At 60.1% G+C, this 17,964-nt stretch carries 20 protein-coding genes; 17 read left to right on the top strand and 3 right to left on the bottom strand.

Features of this window, described 5'->3' with window-relative positions; translation table 11 throughout:
- The first annotated feature begins 15 nt into the window (after positions 1-15).
- The 11 genes from IK083_09875 to IK083_09825 are packed head-to-tail and all read left to right on the top strand — an operon-like array spanning position 16 to position 9,791.
- Positions 16-576, top strand: coding sequence for a hypothetical protein (locus IK083_09875; GenBank protein ID MBR4749860.1), 561 nt, complete (start codon positions 16-18; stop codon positions 574-576).
- A complete protein-coding gene (locus tag IK083_09870; GenBank protein ID MBR4749859.1) occupies positions 577-1,644 on the top strand; it encodes a hypothetical protein in 1,068 nt (355 codons plus the stop codon).
- Positions 1,645-1,654: 10 nt separating this feature from the next.
- Positions 1,655-3,106, top strand: coding sequence for an MBOAT family protein (locus IK083_09865; protein MBR4749858.1), 1,452 nt, complete (start codon positions 1,655-1,657; stop codon positions 3,104-3,106).
- Between the two features lie 4 nt (positions 3,107-3,110).
- The gene (locus tag IK083_09860) at positions 3,111-4,316 is read left to right on the top strand and encodes a hypothetical protein (protein ID MBR4749857.1); all 1,206 of its coding nucleotides are present in this window, start codon (positions 3,111-3,113) and stop codon (positions 4,314-4,316) included.
- Positions 4,317-4,320: 4 nt separating this feature from the next.
- Positions 4,321-4,800, top strand: coding sequence for a hypothetical protein (locus tag IK083_09855; GenBank protein MBR4749856.1), 480 nt, complete (start codon positions 4,321-4,323; stop codon positions 4,798-4,800).
- Positions 4,793-5,767, top strand: a complete 975-nt coding sequence (locus IK083_09850; GenBank protein ID MBR4749855.1) for a hypothetical protein — start codon at positions 4,793-4,795, stop codon at positions 5,765-5,767. The genes IK083_09855 and IK083_09850 overlap by 8 nt, the downstream gene beginning before the upstream one ends.
- Positions 5,764-6,522: an MBL fold metallo-hydrolase gene (locus tag IK083_09845; protein MBR4749854.1), complete on the top strand. Its 759-nt coding sequence runs from the start codon at positions 5,764-5,766 to the stop codon at positions 6,520-6,522. The genes IK083_09850 and IK083_09845 overlap by 4 nt, the downstream gene beginning before the upstream one ends.
- 2 nt (positions 6,523-6,524) lie before the next feature.
- Entirely contained in the window at positions 6,525-7,370 is an 846-nt protein-coding gene (locus IK083_09840) for a zinc metalloprotease HtpX (GenBank protein MBR4749853.1), read from the top strand.
- Complete coding sequence (locus IK083_09835) at positions 7,367-7,792, top strand: NfeD family protein (GenBank protein MBR4749852.1); 426 nt, start codon at positions 7,367-7,369, stop codon at positions 7,790-7,792. Before IK083_09840 ends, IK083_09835 begins: the two co-directional genes overlap by 4 nt.
- A 1-nt stretch (position 7,793) precedes the next feature.
- On the top strand, positions 7,794-8,702 hold the full coding sequence (locus tag IK083_09830) for an SPFH/Band 7/PHB domain protein (protein MBR4749851.1): 909 nt from the start codon (positions 7,794-7,796) through the stop codon (positions 8,700-8,702).
- A gap of 60 nt (positions 8,703-8,762) precedes the next feature.
- Positions 8,763-9,791: a hypothetical protein gene (locus IK083_09825; protein MBR4749850.1), complete on the top strand. Its 1,029-nt coding sequence runs from the start codon at positions 8,763-8,765 to the stop codon at positions 9,789-9,791.
- 48 nt (positions 9,792-9,839) lie between these two features.
- Here IK083_09825 and IK083_09820 read toward each other — a convergent pair whose 3' ends face one another.
- Genes IK083_09820 through IK083_09810 form a run of 3 tightly spaced genes read right to left on the bottom strand, consistent with a single transcriptional unit; the run spans position 9,840 to position 12,235 of the window.
- The gene (locus tag IK083_09820) at positions 9,840-10,457 is read right to left on the bottom strand and encodes a 1-acyl-sn-glycerol-3-phosphate acyltransferase (protein MBR4749849.1); all 618 of its coding nucleotides are present in this window, start codon (positions 10,455-10,457) and stop codon (positions 9,840-9,842) included.
- On the bottom strand, positions 10,454-11,131 hold the full coding sequence (locus IK083_09815; protein MBR4749848.1) for a (d)CMP kinase: 678 nt from the start codon (positions 11,129-11,131) through the stop codon (positions 10,454-10,456). The genes IK083_09820 and IK083_09815 overlap by 4 nt, the downstream gene beginning before the upstream one ends.
- 3 nt (positions 11,132-11,134) lie before the next feature.
- A complete protein-coding gene (locus IK083_09810) occupies positions 11,135-12,235 on the bottom strand; it encodes a histidinol-phosphate transaminase (GenBank protein ID MBR4749847.1) in 1,101 nt (366 codons plus the stop codon).
- A gap of 161 nt (positions 12,236-12,396) precedes the next feature.
- Here IK083_09810 and IK083_09805 point away from each other — a divergent pair, with 161 nt between their 5' ends.
- Genes IK083_09805 through alr form a run of 6 tightly spaced genes read left to right on the top strand, consistent with a single transcriptional unit; the run spans position 12,397 to position 17,961 of the window.
- Positions 12,397-13,854, top strand: a complete 1,458-nt coding sequence (locus IK083_09805; protein MBR4749846.1) for an FAD-binding oxidoreductase — start codon at positions 12,397-12,399, stop codon at positions 13,852-13,854.
- Positions 13,851-14,891: an alcohol dehydrogenase catalytic domain-containing protein gene (locus tag IK083_09800; GenBank protein MBR4749845.1), complete on the top strand. Its 1,041-nt coding sequence runs from the start codon at positions 13,851-13,853 to the stop codon at positions 14,889-14,891. The genes IK083_09805 and IK083_09800 overlap by 4 nt, the downstream gene beginning before the upstream one ends.
- Before the next feature lie 10 nt (positions 14,892-14,901).
- Positions 14,902-15,627, top strand: coding sequence for a class II aldolase/adducin family protein (locus IK083_09795; protein ID MBR4749844.1), 726 nt, complete (start codon positions 14,902-14,904; stop codon positions 15,625-15,627).
- A gap of 16 nt (positions 15,628-15,643) precedes the next feature.
- Entirely contained in the window at positions 15,644-15,805 is a 162-nt protein-coding gene (locus tag IK083_09790; GenBank protein MBR4749843.1) for a hypothetical protein, read from the top strand.
- Positions 15,777-16,868, top strand: a complete 1,092-nt coding sequence (locus IK083_09785; GenBank protein ID MBR4749842.1) for a peptidoglycan bridge formation glycyltransferase FemA/FemB family protein — start codon at positions 15,777-15,779, stop codon at positions 16,866-16,868. The genes IK083_09790 and IK083_09785 overlap by 29 nt, the downstream gene beginning before the upstream one ends.
- Entirely contained in the window at positions 16,861-17,961 is a 1,101-nt protein-coding gene (gene alr / locus IK083_09780; GenBank protein ID MBR4749841.1) for an alanine racemase, read from the top strand. Before IK083_09785 ends, alr begins: the two co-directional genes overlap by 8 nt.
- The last annotated feature ends 3 nt before the right edge of the window (positions 17,962-17,964 follow it).

Here is a 17,964-nt window from a genome sequence, read left to right as displayed (position 1 = left end):
CGGGTGTATGTTGCAATGAACAGGGCTTTCACGAAAAGCATATTGTGCTTCCTGATGTGCCTGCTCTTTGCCGGAGGCCTTGAGGCCGCCGAAGAAGCGGCAGGCCTCGGCTCGGGCCTGGTGGTGTGGGAATCCAACAGACAGGGCGTCTGGAGGATATATTCCAACACTCTGGACGGCAAGCAGGGGGAGAAGCAGATATCTCCCGAAGAGATCGCTGCCGAGCACCGGCTCTACAGATCCCTGTTTCCCGCCCGGACGTCCCGGGCCGAAAGAGTGAAGGCCGAGCCTGTAAGGAGCTCCCATTTCCCCTCTCTCGAGGAGATCGCGCCTTACAGGGATGCGCTTGTGAACACGGAGTTCAGGACAGAGGACGGCCGGCTCATATACGTGATCTGCCGCGCCTTTGCCAACGGGGAAAAGGTGTATGATTACGAGCCCGGCAGGTGGTACAGCCTGCTGCTGGAGCCCCTTGAAGACAACCCGCAGGCAGAGGGCGTATATACGTCCGACACCCTGGGATTTGACCCGGAAATAAAGCAGTATTTCAATGCGGGCCAGTGTATGGAGGAATAAATGAAGACTGTGTTTTTGATATTTGCGCTGACAGCTTTGCTGGCCGGGGCTCTGGCCGCCGCGGAGTGCGAGCTGAGCCTGGCGCCGGTGATACCGGTGGTGAAGGGCAGGGAAGTCCGTCTGCACTACTATAATATCGCCCGGTGCAACAACATAGACGACTATATGGTGACCTCCTCTCTGGCGGGGGACGGCTTTGACAATCTGGCCGAGAGCCTGCGGATCATAGCCCGGACTCCCGGGGACCACCCCCTGACACTCAGGGCTCTGGACAGCGAGGGGACCGAAAAGGCCTCCGCGCAGTGTATAATCAGAGTGGTGGAGGACACTGTGAAGCCTGAGATAAAGGCCATCTTCATAGGCGACTCCCTGACCCACGCCGCGGTGTATCTGGCGGAGCTGCAAAACCTGATGGGGCCTGCGCTGACCCTCTACGGCACCCGCACAGACACCCGGCCAGACAGTACGGGAACCGAACGGGTCATCATGCACGAGGGCCGCAGCAGCTGGGCCTACAGGGATTACGTGGGCTTGCCGGAGAAGGCAGGCATGACCAACAGCTTCTTCGATCCGGAAACCAAGACCTTTGATTTTTCGTATTATATGAAGGAGCATCCGGAGTTCCGGGACGTGACAGACGTGTTCCTGCTGTCGGGGCCCAATGACGTGGGAGACAAGGACTATATACGCAACCTGAACAGGATCACCGACAGTATACGCCGGTTCCGCCGGGACATCAGGCTCCATATCATGCTGCCTCTGCCCAACTGCCGGGACGGCTACGGCTGGGGAGTCAGGAACAGCTATCACTATCTGCATTTCAAGAACGCCATATACGATTATTGCAGGGATATCATCGCCGCTTACGGCTCTGCCGACAGGACAAGCATCATATCTGTCAATGCCAATATTGACTGCCGCTATGACTTTCCCCTGACGGAGGTGCCCGCCAACAGCCGGAATCCCCGGCCGGTGACAGTCGTCAACGAGAACGTGCACCCCAGCGAGTACGGATATTACAGGATGGCAGATATGATATATGCCGATATAATAGCCAGCTGCAAGTGAGGCTCGGAGAGTGGTATTCAGCTCGGTCTGGTTCATATTCTGGTTCCTGCCGGCAGCGCTTCTCGTCTATTACGCCGTTCCCAAGCGGCTGAAAAACGGAGTTCTCACCGTCATCAGCTACCTGTTTTACGGTTGGACGAACCCTCTGTTCGTGCTGCTGATGTTTGCCTCCACCCTCATAGATTACGTGGCGGGGCTGGTGCAGGCCTATGACGGCTTTCGTTTCCGGGGGGAGATGCGGGAGCTGAAGGCAGGCGGGGAGCGTTCCCGCATGCAAAGGGGCGCCATGATCGCGTCGGTGGTGACCAATCTGGCTGTCCTGGGCTTTTTTAAGTATTACAATTTTGCCTGTCATAACCTGAGCGCCCTGCTGGAGGCCCTGGGCCTGCCCGGGCTGGGGCATACCCTTAACGTGGTGCTGCCTCTGGGCATCAGCTTTTATACCTTTCAGTCCATGAGCTACGCCATCGACGTTTACAGGGGACACGCCAGGCCCATGAGGAGCTTTGTGGATTTTGCCTGCTTCGTGGCCATGTTCCCCCAGCTGGTGGCGGGCCCCATCATCCGGTTTTCGGAGATAGCCCGGCAGCTGACCGCAAGGACCGTGTCTGCAGACAAATTTGCCCGGGGAGCCATGTTCTTTGCCTTCGGTCTGGCCAAAAAGGTGCTGCTGGCCAACCCCTGCGGCAAGCTGGCGGACACCTGCTTTGACGCGGCGCCCATACACGCGCTCCACGCCTGGTACGGCGCGCTCGGCTACAGCTTTCAGATATATTTTGATTTCAGCGCCTATTCGGATATGGCGGTGGGGCTGGGGCTCATGTTCGGCTTCGTGTATATACGCAACTTTGACATGCCCTACAAGTCCCGGTCCATCACGGAGTTCTGGCGCAGGTGGCATATCTCCCTGTCAAGCTGGCTCAGGGATTATCTGTATATCCCTCTGGGAGGCAACAGAAAGGGACCGTGGCGCACCTATCTCAATCTGTTTTTGGTGATGCTGCTGGGGGGTCTGTGGCACGGAGCCGGCTGGACCTTCGTCATATGGGGCGGGCTCCACGGCATACTGCTGGCCCTTGAGAGGATGAACGGCAAAAGGCCTTTTTACCACAGAGCGCCGGCGTGGCTGCAGACTGCCCTCACCTTTTTGCTGGTCATGTTCGGCTGGATCTTTTTCCGCAGCGGCAGCCTGCCGGAGGCCCTGACCTATATCCGGTGCATGTTTGCCCCGGCAGCCGTGTCCGGCGCCGATCACGGGCTGATAGCCGGACTGCTCATGAAGCCCTACTACCTGATCAGCTTCCTGCTGGCGGGCTTTGCAGTGTGGGGCCTGGCGGATACCTGGGAATACACCCAGAAGCTGACAGCCGGAGTCATCATCACAGGCTTTGTCCTGTTTGTGCTGTCAGTGGCCATGCTGGCGGTCCAGTCGTACAATCCGTTTATCTATTTTATATTCTGAGATCATGACAAGAGAAGAACAAGCCCGCGGATATCTGGAGCATACCCGGATATCGCCTGCAGCTGCCCGGATCACGGTGGCGGTCTTTTTGCTGATGCTGTTCGCGCCTCCCGCGTTTCAGGTCTGCCGCGAATATGCGGACAAGGGCCGGGTCGCCGAGGCGGGAGTCCTGAAGCTCCTGCCGGACCGGAGCCGGCTGAAGCAGGTCCGGGGCCTCCGGGACGCCGGCAGGCTCTTTGCCTCGCCGGAGGAGATCAAGGCCTTTGAGACCCGCGTGGAGGAGGGGCAGTATCTGTCCCGGGCCCTGCGGCCGGCGGTCCAGTACGTCCTGACCGTTGGGCTGGACACGGGCAACGAAAAGGCCCTCACGGGCCGGAAAGGAGAGCTGTTTTACAGCGAAGAGCTCAGAGCCCTGATGACGGGGGACTCCGCCCGGGGAGAGGCTGCCGCCGGGGAGATACTCCGGCTCCGCCGCTATCTGGCCTCCCGGGGCGTGGAGCTCATAGTGATGCCCGTGCCCAACAAACTGTACGTATATCCCGAACGGTTTGCCGGGGCCTGGGGGAAGGGGACCGAAGACCCCTCGCTGGAGGGGCTCCTCCGGGCGCTTGAAAAGGAGGGTTGCCGGGTGTGCGACCTCTCGGAGTTGTTTCGGCAGCGCCGGGACCGGGACCTGTATTTGAAATGCGACACCCACTGGACCCCTTACGGCCTGTCTCTGGCGGCGGAAAGCCTGGCCCGGATCACCGGGACCTTCGGCAGAGCCCCGGAGACGAGAGAGCTCATAGCCTCCAACAGGGGAGACATATTTGACATGCTGCAGCTGCCGGATATGCAGAAGAAATACGCCGAAGAGACCGTGACTCTGCTTTCGCCCGTGGGGGAGCCTGCCGACAGCCGGATACTGCTGCTGGGAGACAGCTACTCCAACATCTATTCCGACGGCTCACTGAAATGGGGCCGGGACGCGGGTCTGGCGGAAAGGCTCCGCTGTCTCACGGGCTCGGGAGTTGACAAGCTGGCTCTGAACGCCGGAGGCGCTTCCGCCTCCCGCAGAGAGCTCTACAAAAACCTGATCTACTCCGCCAAAAACCACAGGCCCGACCTGCTGGAGGGCAAGACCTGGGTGATATACGAGTTTGCCCAGCGGGAGATAGCTCTGGGAGACTGGGAAAGCCTGGACTGGAACAAAATACCAAAGGGAGAATGATACTATGACAAAATACGCTGCTTTGTGCCTTGCGCTCCTCGTTGCGGCTCTGGCCCTTGGGGGCTGCGGCAAAAAGACCGGTGAGGAGCTGGTATATCGGATAGACCCCTCTGCCGGGGTCAAGACCGCTCAGGTCACCGGCACCGTAAAGGACGTGAGCCGGCTGCCCGCCAAGGGCTCCACTCCCTATTGGGACTGCATCACTGCCATATGGCTCACGGACGCCGACAGCGCCAATGAGGAAGTGAAGAACGCCAAGGACGGCATTCTGGTCTATGTGGTGAGCCTGGACGGGGGAGAGGAGACCGACAACGCCTCCATAGCCCCGGGGGACAGGGTGACCATGGAGATCGTCCCCTGGAAGAGCGCCGAGGGCAAATACGGCACCTATCAGCGCATAGAGCTGGACGACCCGGACAGCTACGTGCTGGACGCCTGGTTCAGGAACGACAAGGTAAAAAAAGGAGAAGAGGAAGATGATTAGACGGATAGCATTTCTGCTGGTCCTGCTGACTGTGGCGACGGCTCTCTCCGCCTCCCAGTTCACCACGGAGATGGACAAGCTCTGGAAAAACGCCGCCTCCGGCGCCGTCAAGGGCCAGAACGGCTATTGGTTCCTGAAGAGCGAGCTGCATTTTCTGGCTCAGACCGGCTTTTGGGGAGCGAACGCTGCCAAGGCCTCAGCGGCCAAGGCTGAGCTGGCCGACCCTCTTCCGGCCATAGTGGACTTCAACGAGCAGCTGAAGAAAAAGAACATAGAGCTGATACTGATGCCCGTGCCTGCCAAGGCCGCCATTTATCCCGAGCTGCTGACAGGGGTCAAGACCTCCGCCAACGCCAGGGCCGACAAGGCCTGCCAGGACTTTTACGCTCTGCTGAAGTCCAAGGGGGTCCGGGTCATAGACCTGGCGCCTGCCTTTATAGCCGCCAAGCCTCACGGCGATCTGTATCTGAAGACCGATTCCCACTGGGCTCCGGGAGGCATGAACGCCGCTGCGGGAGCGGTGCTCAGCGCAGTCAAGGGAGAGGCCTGGTACAAGGCCGCGGCCAAGACCTCCTTTGCAGGCTCCGCCAAGACCATTGAGATCAGCGGCGACATGAGGACCATGAACAAGGCCGTGCCCAAGGAGAGCGTCAGGATCACCTCCTGCCAGAAGGCGGTCTCCGCCTCCAGCCCCGTGCTGCTGATGGGAGACAGCCACACCCTGGTGTTTCACAGCGGCGGGGATATGCTGGCGGTGAACGCCGGCTTTGCGGAGGCTCTGGCAGCCAGGCTGAAGATGCCGGTGGACCTGCTGGGAGTCAAGGGCTCCGGCTCCACCTCCGTGCGGGTGAGCCTGATGAGAAAGCCCGACACACTCAAAGGGAAAAAGGTGGTGATCTGGTGCTTTGCCGCCAGAGAGTTCACCGAGAGCGCCCAGGGGTGGGCCAAGGTGCCCGTAGTCAAATGAAGCTGACCTTTTTGGGCACGGGGACCAGCACCGGCATACCCCAGGTGGGCTGCCACTGTGAAGTGTGCCGCTCGGAGGACCCCAAAAACAAAAGGTACAGGTCTGCCGTGTATATCACGGACGGCAGCACCCGGCTGGTGATAGACACGCCTCCGGAGTTCCGTTTGCAGTGCATCCGGGAGGGCATAGAGGATATAGACGGGGTGATATACACCCATGAGCACGCCGACCACCTCTTCGGTATAGACGACGTGCGGGGCTTTACCATGAAGACGGGCAGGACCATGCCCCTCTATGCGGAGAAAAGGGTGGCGGACTGTATCAGGACCGCCTTTCCCTATATGTTCCGGCCTCCCATCAATCCCAGCCAGATACCGAAGATAGTCCTCAACGTTATCCGGGGGCCCTTTGACCTGGGGAGCCTGCACATCATCCCCTTCAGGGTGATGCACGGCAATCTGCCCATCCTCTCCTTCAGGATAGGGGACCTGGTTTATGCCACGGACGTGAAGACGGTGCCGCCGGAGAGCGAAAAATACTTTGAGAACTGCGGCACTCTGGTGCTGGACGGCCTGAGATACAGGGAGCACTGCTCCCATTTCAACATAGAAGAAGCCATAGAGTTTGTGGCCAGATACAGGCCGGGCAGATGCTATCTGACCCACCTGACCCACAACGTAGATCATGAGACTCTGTCCCGGGAGCTGCCGGACAACGTGTTCGCAGCCTATGACGGGCTGACACTGGAGGTGTAATAATGAATCGTTTCAAGACCTTTGTGCTCATGACTGTAATGACGTTGATAGTCATGTTCCTGGTGAACTTTGTCTGCGAAGCCTGCGGCATCCAGGGCGGAGGCGGTCTGGGCCTGGGGCTCATTATCGCGGTGGGCATGAACCTCATCACCTATTACAACTGCGACAAGATGGTCCTGGCCATGTACAAGACCACCCCCGTGCCCGAAAACGACGGGCTCATAACCCCCATAGTCAGAAGGCTGACCGGACAGGCAGGGCTCCCCATGCCCCGGCTCTATTACGTGGAGGAAGCGAGCCCCAACGCCTTTGCCACGGGCAGGGACCCCAACCACGCGGTGGTGTGCGTCACCACCGGCATCCTGAAGCTGCTGTCCCCGGACGAGCTGGAGGGAGTGCTGGCCCATGAGCTGAGCCACGTGAAAAACAGGGATATACTCATATCCACCATAGCCGCCTGCATGGCCGGCATAGTGACCTTTGTGGGCCGGGTAGGCTTTTGGTTCTCCGGCAGGGAGAACAGGGGCGGCGCGGTGCTCTTTTCGCTGCTGGCCTCCATAGCCATGATGCTCATGCAGCTCTGGGTGTCCCGGACCAGGGAATATATGGCCGACGAGGACGGCGCCCGGATGTGCGGCAGGCCCGGCTCTCTGGCCAACGCCCTCCTGAGACTGCAGGAAGGGGTCAAGGCCCGGCCCATGAGCTCCGCCGACACCATTACGGAAAATCTGTATATAGTCAACCCCTTTACCGCAGGGGCCATAGCCAATCTGTTCTCCACCCATCCCCCCATTGAGAAGCGGGTGGAAAAGCTGAGACAGATGGAGAGAGGGAGCGTGATCAGATGACAGTCATGCATTGGCTCATATGGGGCGGCATACTGGTGGTCACCGAGATCTTCGTGGGCTCCTTTGTGCTCCTGTGGTTCGGACTGGGCGCCTTTGCCGCCGCCCTTCTGTGCCGGCTGGGGCTGCCCGAGTGGACCCACTGGACCGTGTTTGCCCTGACAGGCATCATACTCTTTGCCATATTCCGCAAGGCTCCCTTCCTGCTGGGCAAGCCCTCGGATTCCCGGTTCGGCGCAGAAAGGCTGGTGGGCATGACCGGCATAGTGACCCGGGCCGTGACAAAAAACAGCCCCGGCAGGATCAAGGTGGACGGAGAAGTGTGGACCGCCGTCAGCGGCGAGGACATAGAGGAAAACGAAGCTGTCTTGGTGGAGCGCATCGACGGCAACAAGGCAGTGGTAAAAAGATACACGGAGGAATGATATGTTTTTTGTGATCGTGGCGCTCATCGTGGTGGTGTTTATCTCCAACGGCGTGCGCATCGTGCGTCCCTATGAGAAGGGCGTGGTGGAGCGCCTGGGAAGCTACAACAGGACCGTGGGCTCCGGCCTGAGGCTCATCCTGCCCATCATAGACAGGATGAACAAGGTGGATATGCGCGAGCAGGTGGTGGACGTACCGCCTCAGCAGGTCATCACCAAGGACAACGTGGCAGTGGAAGTGGACGCGGTGGTCTATTATGAGGTCACCGACCCCATGAAGGTCATATACAACGTGGCCAACTTCTATCTGGCCGTCACCAAGCTGGCCCAGACCAACCTGAGGAACCTGGTGGGCGACCTGGCCCTGGACGAGTGTCTCACCAGCCGGGACGTGATCAATACCCAGCTGAGGGAGATCCTGGACGAAGCCACCGACAAGTGGGGCGTCAGGGTCACCAGAGTGGAGCTCCAGAAGATCGAGCCTCCCGCAGACGTCACCGAAGCCATGCACAGGCAGATGAAGGCAGAGCGCTTCAGAAGAGCCGCCATCCTGGAGGCAGAGGGCGAAAAGTCTGCCGCCATCCTGAAGTCCGAGGGTGAAAAGCAGGCCCGCATCCTCAGCGCCGAGGGTGAGGCCGAGGCCCTGAGACAGGTGGCAGACGCCGAAAAGTATCAGAAGATAGCCAGAGCCGAGGGTGAGGGACAGGCCATCACCACAGTGTTCGAAGCCATGCACAGCGGCCGGCCCACCAACGACATACTGGCTCTCAAGTATATGGAAGCCCTGGCAAAGGTGGCCGACGGCAAGGCCTCCAAGATATTCCTGCCTCTCGAAGGCACCAATATGCTGGGCAGCATAGCCGGCGTGGCGGAGCTCTTCAAGGACAAGGACTCTGCCCCGAAGGAATAGACGAAGGGTAGTCTGCCGGTCCGGGTCCCGGACCGGCAGCAGCTGTATCGGGAGAAGCGTATGAACAAGCTGTTTTTGTGGATCGGAGCTGTGGCGCTGCTGGTGGTCATAGTTTGCTGTGTGATACTGACGCGGCCCGTAGAACGCCGGACCGCAGGGCCTGTCCCGGTTCGGGCCGCGGCCCCGGGGGCGGAGCCTGCAGGGGAGCCCGGCAGCAGGCAGGAAGAGGCGGCGTCTGCCCGGGATTACCCTTCCTCCGGTCCCAACGAGGACCCGCTCAGGTTGAAATATGCGAAAGATGCTTTTTCCGCTCCCCTTCCCCCGAGGTACAGGAAAGACCTCGCGGAGGAAGAATACGTGCAGCGTCTGGCGGAGGGCAAGGCCGGCTCCGTGGATCTCCTGACCCTGGAGACCGTAGAAAACCCCCTATTTCAAATGCCGGTGAAGCAGCTGATATTCCGCAGCGGGTCAAAGACTCTGTGCCGCTACAACATATCGTGCATGTTTAATGCCGACAAGATGGGGGCGCCTCCCGTCCTGGATCTCATATACAAAAAGGGCTCCCTGCGTTTTCTCACGGAAAACGACGGCAGGGTGACATATGTGGAAAAGGACCCGGAGGACGGTCTTTGGGAGGTCTTCTCCGGCAGCACCGAAGTGATGCTGATCAGAGGCAACGGCTCGTCGGCGGTCCGGGAGGCCCGCTTCCTGACGCCGGAGGTGATCCGCATAGCCACGGACCGGGGCACAGTGTATCACGTCAGGATCGGACATAAATCCTGGGAGCTGACCAGGGACACCAAGTGGTACGGCACCTGGGAGCTCACTGACAGCGATAGGGAGAAGATGGACTCTCATCCCCGGCCGGCGCCTGTGTTGGCCTGGAAAAACGGCGTGGGAGACGTGGAAGAGTATTTTGGCAGCCTGAAGCCGTCCGAGTCCGTATCACCGGAGGAGCCTGTGTATCCCGAGGATGTTTTCGCAGGCTGGACCCGCATGGACCGGGAGACCAGAGAGAGCATGCTCCGGTATTCCGTGGAATACAACGAAGAGCTCAGGGGAGTCATGGACAAAGAGCTGCTGCACTGACAGCAAAAAACGGAGACGCATACAGCTGCGTCTCCGGTTTTTTTGCGTCTATGAGTGTTCGGCCAGCATGCCGCTGACGGCCGCGGTCCAGCGTCTGCCCAGCTCCTCGCAGGCCTCGTGAGAGTCCATGTCCGCCAGATCCTCCGTCTGCAGAGGACTGCCGTAGATCACCCTGATCCGGGTCCGGCCAATACCCTTGTGGAGGGTGGAAAGGGACTTGTCGGTGCCGATGACGGCCACGGGGATCAGAGCGGCCCTGCTCTTCAGAGCCACCGTCAGGGCTCCCCGCTGGGGAGGGCACAGGGTCCCGTCCGGGGATCTCTGCCCCTCGGGGAATATGTTGACTATCTCGCCGTTTTTCAGCAGTGTGAAGGCTCTTTTGATGGCGCCCACGTCCGAGGTGCCCCTCTTGACGGGAAAAGCGCCCACGGAATATATGAGCTTGCCCAGCACCGGGGCCGTGAAGAGCTCCGCCTTTGCCATAAAGAACACCTGCCTTCGGAGACAGGAGCCTACGGCGGGAGGGTCCAGATAGCTGACGTGATTGGGCATGAGCAGCACCGGCCCTTCGGCAGGGACGTTTTCCGTCCCCACTCCCTCCAGACCTCCCGTGAGACGCAGAAACAGGCGGCAGAGCCCTCTGCCTATGAAATAACTGACTGTCATCCCGCCGTCTTCTCCCTGAACAGGGTCACTATCCGGTCCGCCACTTCCTCCGGGGTCATGCCGTCCGAGTCTATGGTGACGGCGTCCGGCGCCTTTTTGAGGGGGGAGTGCTCTCTGGTGGAGTCGATCATGTCCCTCTGGTTCATGTCCTTCTTGAGGGTGTCAAAGTCCACCTCTATGCCGCTCTCCCTGTATTGGAGCTGCCGCCGGCGGACCCTCTCGTCTATGGTGGCCGTGAGGAATATCTTCAGGTCTGCGTCGGGATATATCACCGTGCCTATGTCCCGGCCCTCCATCACCAGAGAGTAGTCGTTTCTGGCGGATTTCTGCAGGCCTGCCATGCAGGTCCTGACGCCGGCGATGGCGCAGACGGGAGCCACCAGACAGGTGATGTCCGTGGAGCGTATCTCGGCGGTCACGTCCTCGCCGTTCAGCAGCACCTGCTGCTCCCCGCCGTCCTCAGAGCTGCGGAATTTGATGTCGCAGCGCTGGGCTGCGGCAGTCACAGCAGCCGGGTTGCCCACGTCGATCTTCTGCCGGTGGACGTAGAGGGTGACGGCCCTGTACATGGCTCCCGTATCTATGTAACGAAAGCCCAGCTTCCGGGCCACCAGCCTGGCTACCGTGCCCTTGCCGGAGCCCGCGGGACCGTCGATGGCGATCACGTGGTTCATGGCCTAACCTCTGCCCAGCACCGCGGAGAGAGCCTTCACGAACTTGCGGTTCTCTTCCGGAGTGCCTATGGTGACTCTCAGGTGGGTGGGGGCGCCGAAGATATTGCCCGACCGGATGATGACTCCCTGCTTCATCATGTCTCCGAACACCTTCACGCAGTCCTGCCCGGCGTCAAACCAGATGAAGTTGGCCTGGGTGGGCACGTAATTGATGCCCAGCCTGTCAAACTCCCCGTAGAGATACTCTTTGCCTTCCCGGTTGCTCTTTCTGGACCGGGCCACGTGCTCCCTGTCGTCCAGGGCTGCCAGAGCGGCGGCCTGGGCCACTATGCCCGTGTTGAAGGGAAGGCGCACCCGCTCCATGATGTCTATGATGTCGGCGGGGGCCAGGGCGTAGCCTATGCGGAGACCCGCCAGACCGTATATCTTGGAAAAGGTCCTCAGCACCACGATCCTGCGGTCCTCGGCGATCCATTTGTTCATGTCGGAATAATCCGTGTCGTCCACGTATTCAAAATAGGCCTCGTCCAGGAAGAGGACGCATCTCTCGGGCATTCTGTCGAGAAAGCTCTCTATGGTCTTTTTGTCCAGCAGAGTGCCGGTGGGGTTGTTGGGATTGGTGATATAAAAGGCCTTGGTGTTCCCGTCGGCCCGGGCCAGCATGGCCTCGGGGTCGGCTCCCCACTTGTCGGTCATGGGGACCTTGCGGACCTCGGCGTCCATGATGAGGGCGGAGGAGGTGTATTCCGAGAAGGTGGATACGGGCACCACTATGTTGTCCGTGGGCTTCAGGAAGGTGTGGGCAAAATAAAATATGATCTCGTCGCCGCCGGTGCCGAAGATGATGTTCTCCGGCTGCACCTTCAGACCCTCCGCCAGCTTGTGCCTGAGGGTGTAGGCCGCTCCGTCGGGATATATGTTGGAGCTGGCCAGGGTCCGGGCTGCCGCCTCCATGGCCAGAGGACTGGGGCCCAGGGCGTTTTCGTTGGATGCCAGCTTGATGACGTCGCTGATGCCCAGCTCCCGCTTTACCTCTTCGATGGGCTTGCCGGGAACGTAGGGCTTGATCTGCAATAGATTTTCTCTGAAGTCAAGATTTTTCATAGATCACTTCCTGTCGTAAGATACAATAATATAATACCACATATGCGCCGGTTTTTGAATAGCCCCCCTTTCGGGGGCCGGGGCGCCGGGCCTTCGGGCTATCAAACCGGGGACTCTTTGTGGTATAATATATATAGAAATTATCTTGTCAAGGAGCCATGATGAACAGTCCGTTTGTGGAGATATCCGGAGCCGCCGGCGGAGACTATGTCTCCGACGAGTCCAGGCTGCGGGGCCGGGCCCTGGGAATATGCCTGCCCGATACCGCCGCCGAAGCGGCCCGGGCGGTGGCCTATGCCGCCGGCAGGTCTTTGCCCCTCACTGTCCAGGGAGGCCTTACGGGCATCACGGGAGGGGCTGTGCCCATGGACTCCTGTATCCTGAATCTGTCCCGGCTCACGGCTCTGGGAGACCCGGACGGAGATCTGCTTATCACCGCCGGCGCCGGAGTGTCCCTGGACGCTCTGCGGAGCCACATAGCTCCCCGGGGGCTCTGTTTCCCGCCGGACCCCACCGAGAGCTCCGCCCTGCTGGGAGGCATGGCAGCCACCAATGCCTCGGGGGCAGTGAGCTTCGGCTACGGTCCCATGCGCCGCTGGACCGAGGGTCTGGAGCTGGTGACCGCCGACGGAGAGCTGCGCACTCTCCGGAGAGGGGAGGTCTTTGCCTCGGGCTATGATTTTGAGCTCTTTGGCGTCAGGGGCACTCTGCCCCGGGTGCATCCCGTGAACGTGAAGTCCGCCGCCGGCCTCTATATCAGGCCGGATATGGACCTGCTGGACCTGTTCATAGGCAGCGAGGGCATCCTGGCTGTGATCACCGGAGTGACCCTGAGGCTCACGGAGCAGCCCCAGGTCTGCGGAGCCATCATGTTCCTGGACCGGGAGGAGACTGCTCTGTCCCTGACGGAGCGGCTGCGGCAGACGCCGGAGCTGCATACGGCCGCCATCGAATATTTTGACGGCGGAGCCCTGGGTCTGCTCACCCATATGCGGGAGAGCCGGGGCGCCTTTGAGCACATACGCCGGGTCCCGGAAGGGGCCGGCTGCGCCATATACGCGGAGCTGCATCCCCGGGATGACAGCGAGCTGGAGGTCCTGCTGGAGCTCACGGAGGAATACGGCATAGAGGAGGACCGCATGCTGTGCGGCTTCGATCCGGAGGCCCTGCAGCCCCTGAAGGCCTTCCGTCACGCAGTGCCGGAGGCCGTGAACATGCTCATAGGGGAGAAAAAGCGCCGGGATCCCTCCATCACCAAGCTGGGCACCGATATGTCGGTGCCGGACGAGTATCTGAGGGACACGGTGGCCATGTATCGCAGGGACCTGGAGGAGTCGGGCCTGGACTTCGTCATATTCGGCCACATAGGCGACAACCATCTCCACGTGAACATCATCCCCGACAGCGCCGAAGAATACGCCCGGGGCAAGGAGCTCTACAAAAAGTGGGCGGCCCGGGTGGCCTCTCTGGGCGGCTCCGTGTCCGCGGAACACGGCATAGGCAAGCTGAAAAAGGATTTTTTGCCCCTCATGTATTCCCCGGAGGAGCTGGAGGGCATGAGATATCTCAAAGGACTGTTTGATCCTTCCAATATACTGAACAGAGGAAATATGTTATGAAATCGGCAAAGCTTACAGCGATCAGAGAGGTGAAGATCTTTGACGAGCCCATGCCCGTCATCAAGTCCGACACGGACGTGCTCATCAAGGTCAAGGCGGTGGGTATATGCGGCTCGGACGTCCATTATTATTCCGACGGCATGATAGGCAGCCAGGTGGTGCAGTTTCCCTTTACCGTGGGCCACGAAGGCGCCGGCGTGGTGGAGGCCGTGGGCAGCGCTGTCACCCGGGTGAAGCCCGGAGACAGGATCGCCATAGAGCCGGCCATGCCCTGCTTTGAGTGCGACCAGTGCCGGGCGGGCCGCCGGAACACCTGCAGAAAGCTGCGGTTTCTGGGCTGTCCCGGACAGGCGGAGGGCTGTCTGAGTGAATACATAGTCATGCCCGAGACCAGCTGCTTCCCCATTCCGGACACCATGAATTTTGACGAGGCCTCCATATCCGAGCCCATGGCCATAGGCTGGTATGCGGTCAAGCGCTCCATACCCATGAAGGGCAAAAAGATCGCCATCCTGGGCGCCGGCCCCGTGGGGCTGTGCGTCCTGCTCAGCGCTCTGGACGCGGGAGCGGAGGCGATCTACGTCACAGACCGTCTGGACTACAGGCTGGAAATGGCCATGGCCATGGGAGCCGTGTGGGGCGCCAATCCCGACAGGACTGACATCACCAAGGGCATACTGGAGGCGGCTCCGGAGGGCATGGACTGCGTGTTCGAATGCTGCGGACAGCAGAGCGCCATGGATCAGGCCGTGGATATGCTGAAGCCGGGAGGCAGGCTCATGCTCATAGGCATCCCCGCCACCTCGGAAAGGGTGTCCTTCAAGATAGACCTGATGAGACGCAAGGAGCTGGACGTGCGCAACGTGCGCCGTCAGAACGAATGCTGTCAGGAAGCCCTGGACTTCATAGCCTCCGGCCGGGTGAACGTGAATCCGATGGTCACCCACAGATTCCCGCTGGAGGAGACGGGCAGGGCCATGGACCTGGTGGAAAACTACTCCGACGGGGTAGTAAAAGCTATGATAGATTTTGATTAGGAGACAAGATATGCTGCTGGAAAAATATACCAAGGAAGTGGACCTCTTCATAGGCGTGTGCCACAGGCTGGCGGACCTGGGCTTTGTCACCAGCGCCGGAGGCAACGCCGCTTGGCGTCTGGAGGATGACGTGGTGCTCATCACCCCCACCAAGACCTGGAAGGGCCACGTGGACCGGGACAACGTCATATTCATAGACATGGCGGGAGAGACCATAGAGGGCACCGCCAAGCCCACCGGCGAAAAGCCCATGTATCTCAGATTCTTTCACGACAGGCCCGACATCAAGAGCGTGATACACTGTCATCCGCCCTGCGCCTGCGCCTGCGCAGTCATCAGGCCCGAGGAGCAGCGGGAGCTGCTGATGCAGCCCTTTTATCCCGAGACCGTGACCGAGGTGGGGCCCATTCCCACGGTGCCCTACGGCGAGCCTCTCACCAAAAAGCTGGCGGACAACTTTGCTCCGTATCTGCCCTACTACAACAGTTTTATCATGGAAAAGCACGGCCTGGTGACCATGTCCCGGGGAGACATATACACCACCCTGAACACCATCGAGCTGGCGGAGGCCTCCATCAACTCGGTGCTGATGGCCCGGGCTGCCGGCACCCTGAACCCCATCACCGATGAGGAGCTGCAGGACCTGAGCAACGTCATGGCTACCAGAGACCTGCCTCTCTACGGGCTCCCCGGGGCCAACAAGACCCTGGTGGAGTGCTACAAGCGGCGGATATAGCATGCCCCGGTACAGGATGAAAAAGATCACCGTCATCAAAAAGGATGACGGCCGGGCAGGCGCCAAGGGCCCCGACTTTATGCCCATGGATCTGCGCGAATACAGAAAAAAGGCCCGCCTGAGAAAGAAAGAGTGTGGTGCTGAGGACAATGAAGATAAGCGAGATAACCGACACTGAAAAGGATATATTCAACAACTTTATCGCCTGGTTTCCCTGGGGAGACCTGCTTCAGTCGTGGGAGTGGGGAGAGCTGAAGTCCAAAAGCGGCTGGACCCCCATCAGACTGCTGGCCCGGGACGACACTGGAGAGGTGTGCGCCGCCGCCTCCATACTGAAAAAGCCCCTGCCTTTTCTGAAGAACAGGTGCATTTTCTACATTCCCAGAGGCTTTGTCATGGACACCATAGACCGGGACAGGGTGACGGAGTTCACCGGATATATCCGGGGCCTTGCCCGGAAGCACGGGGCCATACTGGTGAAGATAGATCCTCCCATCGAGATAAGCGACAGCGTGAGCCTGGACAACCTGCGCTCCGCCGGCTTCAGGGAGGTGGTCCAGGAAGGCTTTGGCGGGACCCAGCCCAAGTGCGTCATGCAGCTGATGCTCACGGACCGGGACGGCCGGCAGAAGAGCCTGGACGATATATTCGGCGCCTTCAAGGAAAAGTGGCGCTACAATATCCGGCTGTCCGCCAGAAGAGGCGTGACCGCCCGGACCGACTGCACCAAGGAGGACCTGCCGGTGTTCTACGAGCTGCTGAAGGAGACCTGCGAGAGAGACGGCTTTCTGGTGCGGGGCTATGAATACTTCAGCAATATGTGGGACCTGCTGGAGCCCCAGGGCTATCTGAAGCTGTTCCTCACCTATTATGAGGGCACTCCCGTGACCGGCTCTCTGTGCTATCTGTGGGGAGACAAGGCCATGTACACCTACGGCGCCTCCTCCAACAGCCACCGGAAGCACATGCCCAACCACCTGATGCAGTGGGAGATGATCAAGTGGGCTCACGCCAACAACTGCCGTATCTACGACTTCAGGGGCGTCAGCCCCCAAAAGGACGGCGAAGACAAGCTCAGCGGCCTCAACCGCTTCAAGGAAGGCTTTTCGCCGGAATTCATAGAATACATAGGTGAATACGATCTGGTGATCGATCCCTTCCTCTACGGCATCTGGGTCAAGCTGCTGCCCAGGATAAGAGGGACCATGAAAGCCATGGCCGGGTCCAAGCGGAATGCATGACATTTGGGTAGAGGTCCGCAGGGACGCTCTTGAAAACAACTACCGGGTGATCCGGGGCCTGCTCTCGGAAGGGACCCGTCTGTGCTGCGTGGTGAAGTCCAACGGCTACGGCCACGGCATAGCGGAGGTGAGCCGCGTGTTCGCGGAGCTGGGAGCCGACTATCTGGCAGTCACCCATATCGACGAGGCCAGGATGATACGGGACGCAGGCATCCGGACCCCCGTGCTGGTCTTTATGAACCCCGCTGCCGACAACATAGCCGAAGCCCTGGAGCTGGACCTGGAGCTGACCGTGTCCGCCGAAAGGGACGCGGTGAACATCTCCCGGGCAGCTGCCCGGATGGGAAAGACCGCCCGGGTCCACGTGAAGGTGGACACGGGCATGGGGCGTCTGGGGGTCAGACCCGGCGCGGTGACGGACCTCTTCCGGAGCATGTCCGGGCTGCAGAATATCACCGTGGCGGGCATCTACACCCATTTTGCCCGGTCCGGGGAGCTGGACATCAAGTTCACCCAGCAGCAATTCGCCAAATTCCAGGACGCCCTTACGGACCTGAAGCGCCACGGCTTTGACTACGGCCTGGCCCACTGCTGCAATTCCGGAGCCGCCCTGAGGTTCCCGGATATGCATCTGGATATGGTCCGGGTGGGCACCAGCCTCTACGGCCAGTTTCCCTCCATCTACGCCAAAAAGGATCACATCACTCTCCAAAACACCTGGCAGCTGTGCTGCAGAGTGTGCGAGATCAAGGAGCTGCTGCCCGGGGACACGGTGGGCTACGGCAGCGAGTTCGTGGCCAAAAAGCCCATGACCTGCGCCGTGATATCCGCCGGCTTCGGCGACGGCTTTACCATGATACCCGAGGCTCTGGTGTATCGCATGGAGCCGTTGAGGTTCTTCATGAAGAAGCGTTTTCGCAAAAGAGTGGTGAGGATCGCCGGCGCCGAGGCCCCGGTGCTGGGCAAGGTGGCCATGCAGATGACCATAGTGGATATCACCGATATCAGGGACTCTGTCCGCACCGACGACCGGGTGGAGCTGGACTCCATGAGGATACCGGTGGACAGTCTGGTGCCCAGAGTGATCATATAGGAG

Source organism: Abditibacteriota bacterium (genome assembly GCA_017552965.1).
In the GTDB taxonomy this organism is placed as follows: Bacteria; Armatimonadota; UBA5829; order UBA5829; family UBA5829; genus RGIG7931.
This window is presented reverse-complemented; position numbering and strand designations above follow the sequence as displayed.

Excerpts from the sequence above, each read along its gene's own strand:
- IK083_09875 (MBR4749860.1), top strand. The coding sequence starts at position 16 with ATGAACAGGGCTTTCACGAAAAGCATATTGTGCTTCCTGATGTGCCTG.
- IK083_09870 (MBR4749859.1), top strand. The coding sequence starts at position 577 with ATGAAGACTGTGTTTTTGATATTTGCGCTGACAGCTTTGCTGGCCGGG.
- IK083_09860 (MBR4749857.1), top strand. The coding sequence starts at position 3,111 with ATGACAAGAGAAGAACAAGCCCGCGGATATCTGGAGCATACCCGGATA.
- IK083_09855 (MBR4749856.1), top strand. The coding sequence starts at position 4,321 with ATGACAAAATACGCTGCTTTGTGCCTTGCGCTCCTCGTTGCGGCTCTG.
- IK083_09850 (MBR4749855.1), top strand. The coding sequence starts at position 4,793 with ATGATTAGACGGATAGCATTTCTGCTGGTCCTGCTGACTGTGGCGACG.
- IK083_09845 (MBR4749854.1), top strand. The coding sequence starts at position 5,764 with ATGAAGCTGACCTTTTTGGGCACGGGGACCAGCACCGGCATACCCCAG.
- IK083_09840 (MBR4749853.1), top strand. The coding sequence starts at position 6,525 with ATGAATCGTTTCAAGACCTTTGTGCTCATGACTGTAATGACGTTGATA.
- IK083_09835 (MBR4749852.1), top strand. The coding sequence starts at position 7,367 with ATGACAGTCATGCATTGGCTCATATGGGGCGGCATACTGGTGGTCACC.
- IK083_09830 (MBR4749851.1), top strand. The coding sequence starts at position 7,794 with ATGTTTTTTGTGATCGTGGCGCTCATCGTGGTGGTGTTTATCTCCAAC.
- IK083_09825 (MBR4749850.1), top strand. The coding sequence starts at position 8,763 with ATGAACAAGCTGTTTTTGTGGATCGGAGCTGTGGCGCTGCTGGTGGTC.
- IK083_09820 (MBR4749849.1), bottom strand. The coding sequence starts at position 10,457 with ATGACAGTCAGTTATTTCATAGGCAGAGGGCTCTGCCGCCTGTTTCTG.
- IK083_09815 (MBR4749848.1), bottom strand. The coding sequence starts at position 11,131 with ATGAACCACGTGATCGCCATCGACGGTCCCGCGGGCTCCGGCAAGGGC.
- IK083_09810 (MBR4749847.1), bottom strand. The coding sequence starts at position 12,235 with ATGAAAAATCTTGACTTCAGAGAAAATCTATTGCAGATCAAGCCCTAC.
- IK083_09805 (MBR4749846.1), top strand. The coding sequence starts at position 12,397 with ATGAACAGTCCGTTTGTGGAGATATCCGGAGCCGCCGGCGGAGACTAT.
- IK083_09800 (MBR4749845.1), top strand. The coding sequence starts at position 13,851 with ATGAAATCGGCAAAGCTTACAGCGATCAGAGAGGTGAAGATCTTTGAC.
- IK083_09795 (MBR4749844.1), top strand. The coding sequence starts at position 14,902 with ATGCTGCTGGAAAAATATACCAAGGAAGTGGACCTCTTCATAGGCGTG.
- IK083_09790 (MBR4749843.1), top strand. The coding sequence starts at position 15,644 with ATGAAAAAGATCACCGTCATCAAAAAGGATGACGGCCGGGCAGGCGCC.
- IK083_09785 (MBR4749842.1), top strand. The coding sequence starts at position 15,777 with ATGAAGATAAGCGAGATAACCGACACTGAAAAGGATATATTCAACAAC.
- alr (MBR4749841.1), top strand. The coding sequence starts at position 16,861 with ATGCATGACATTTGGGTAGAGGTCCGCAGGGACGCTCTTGAAAACAAC.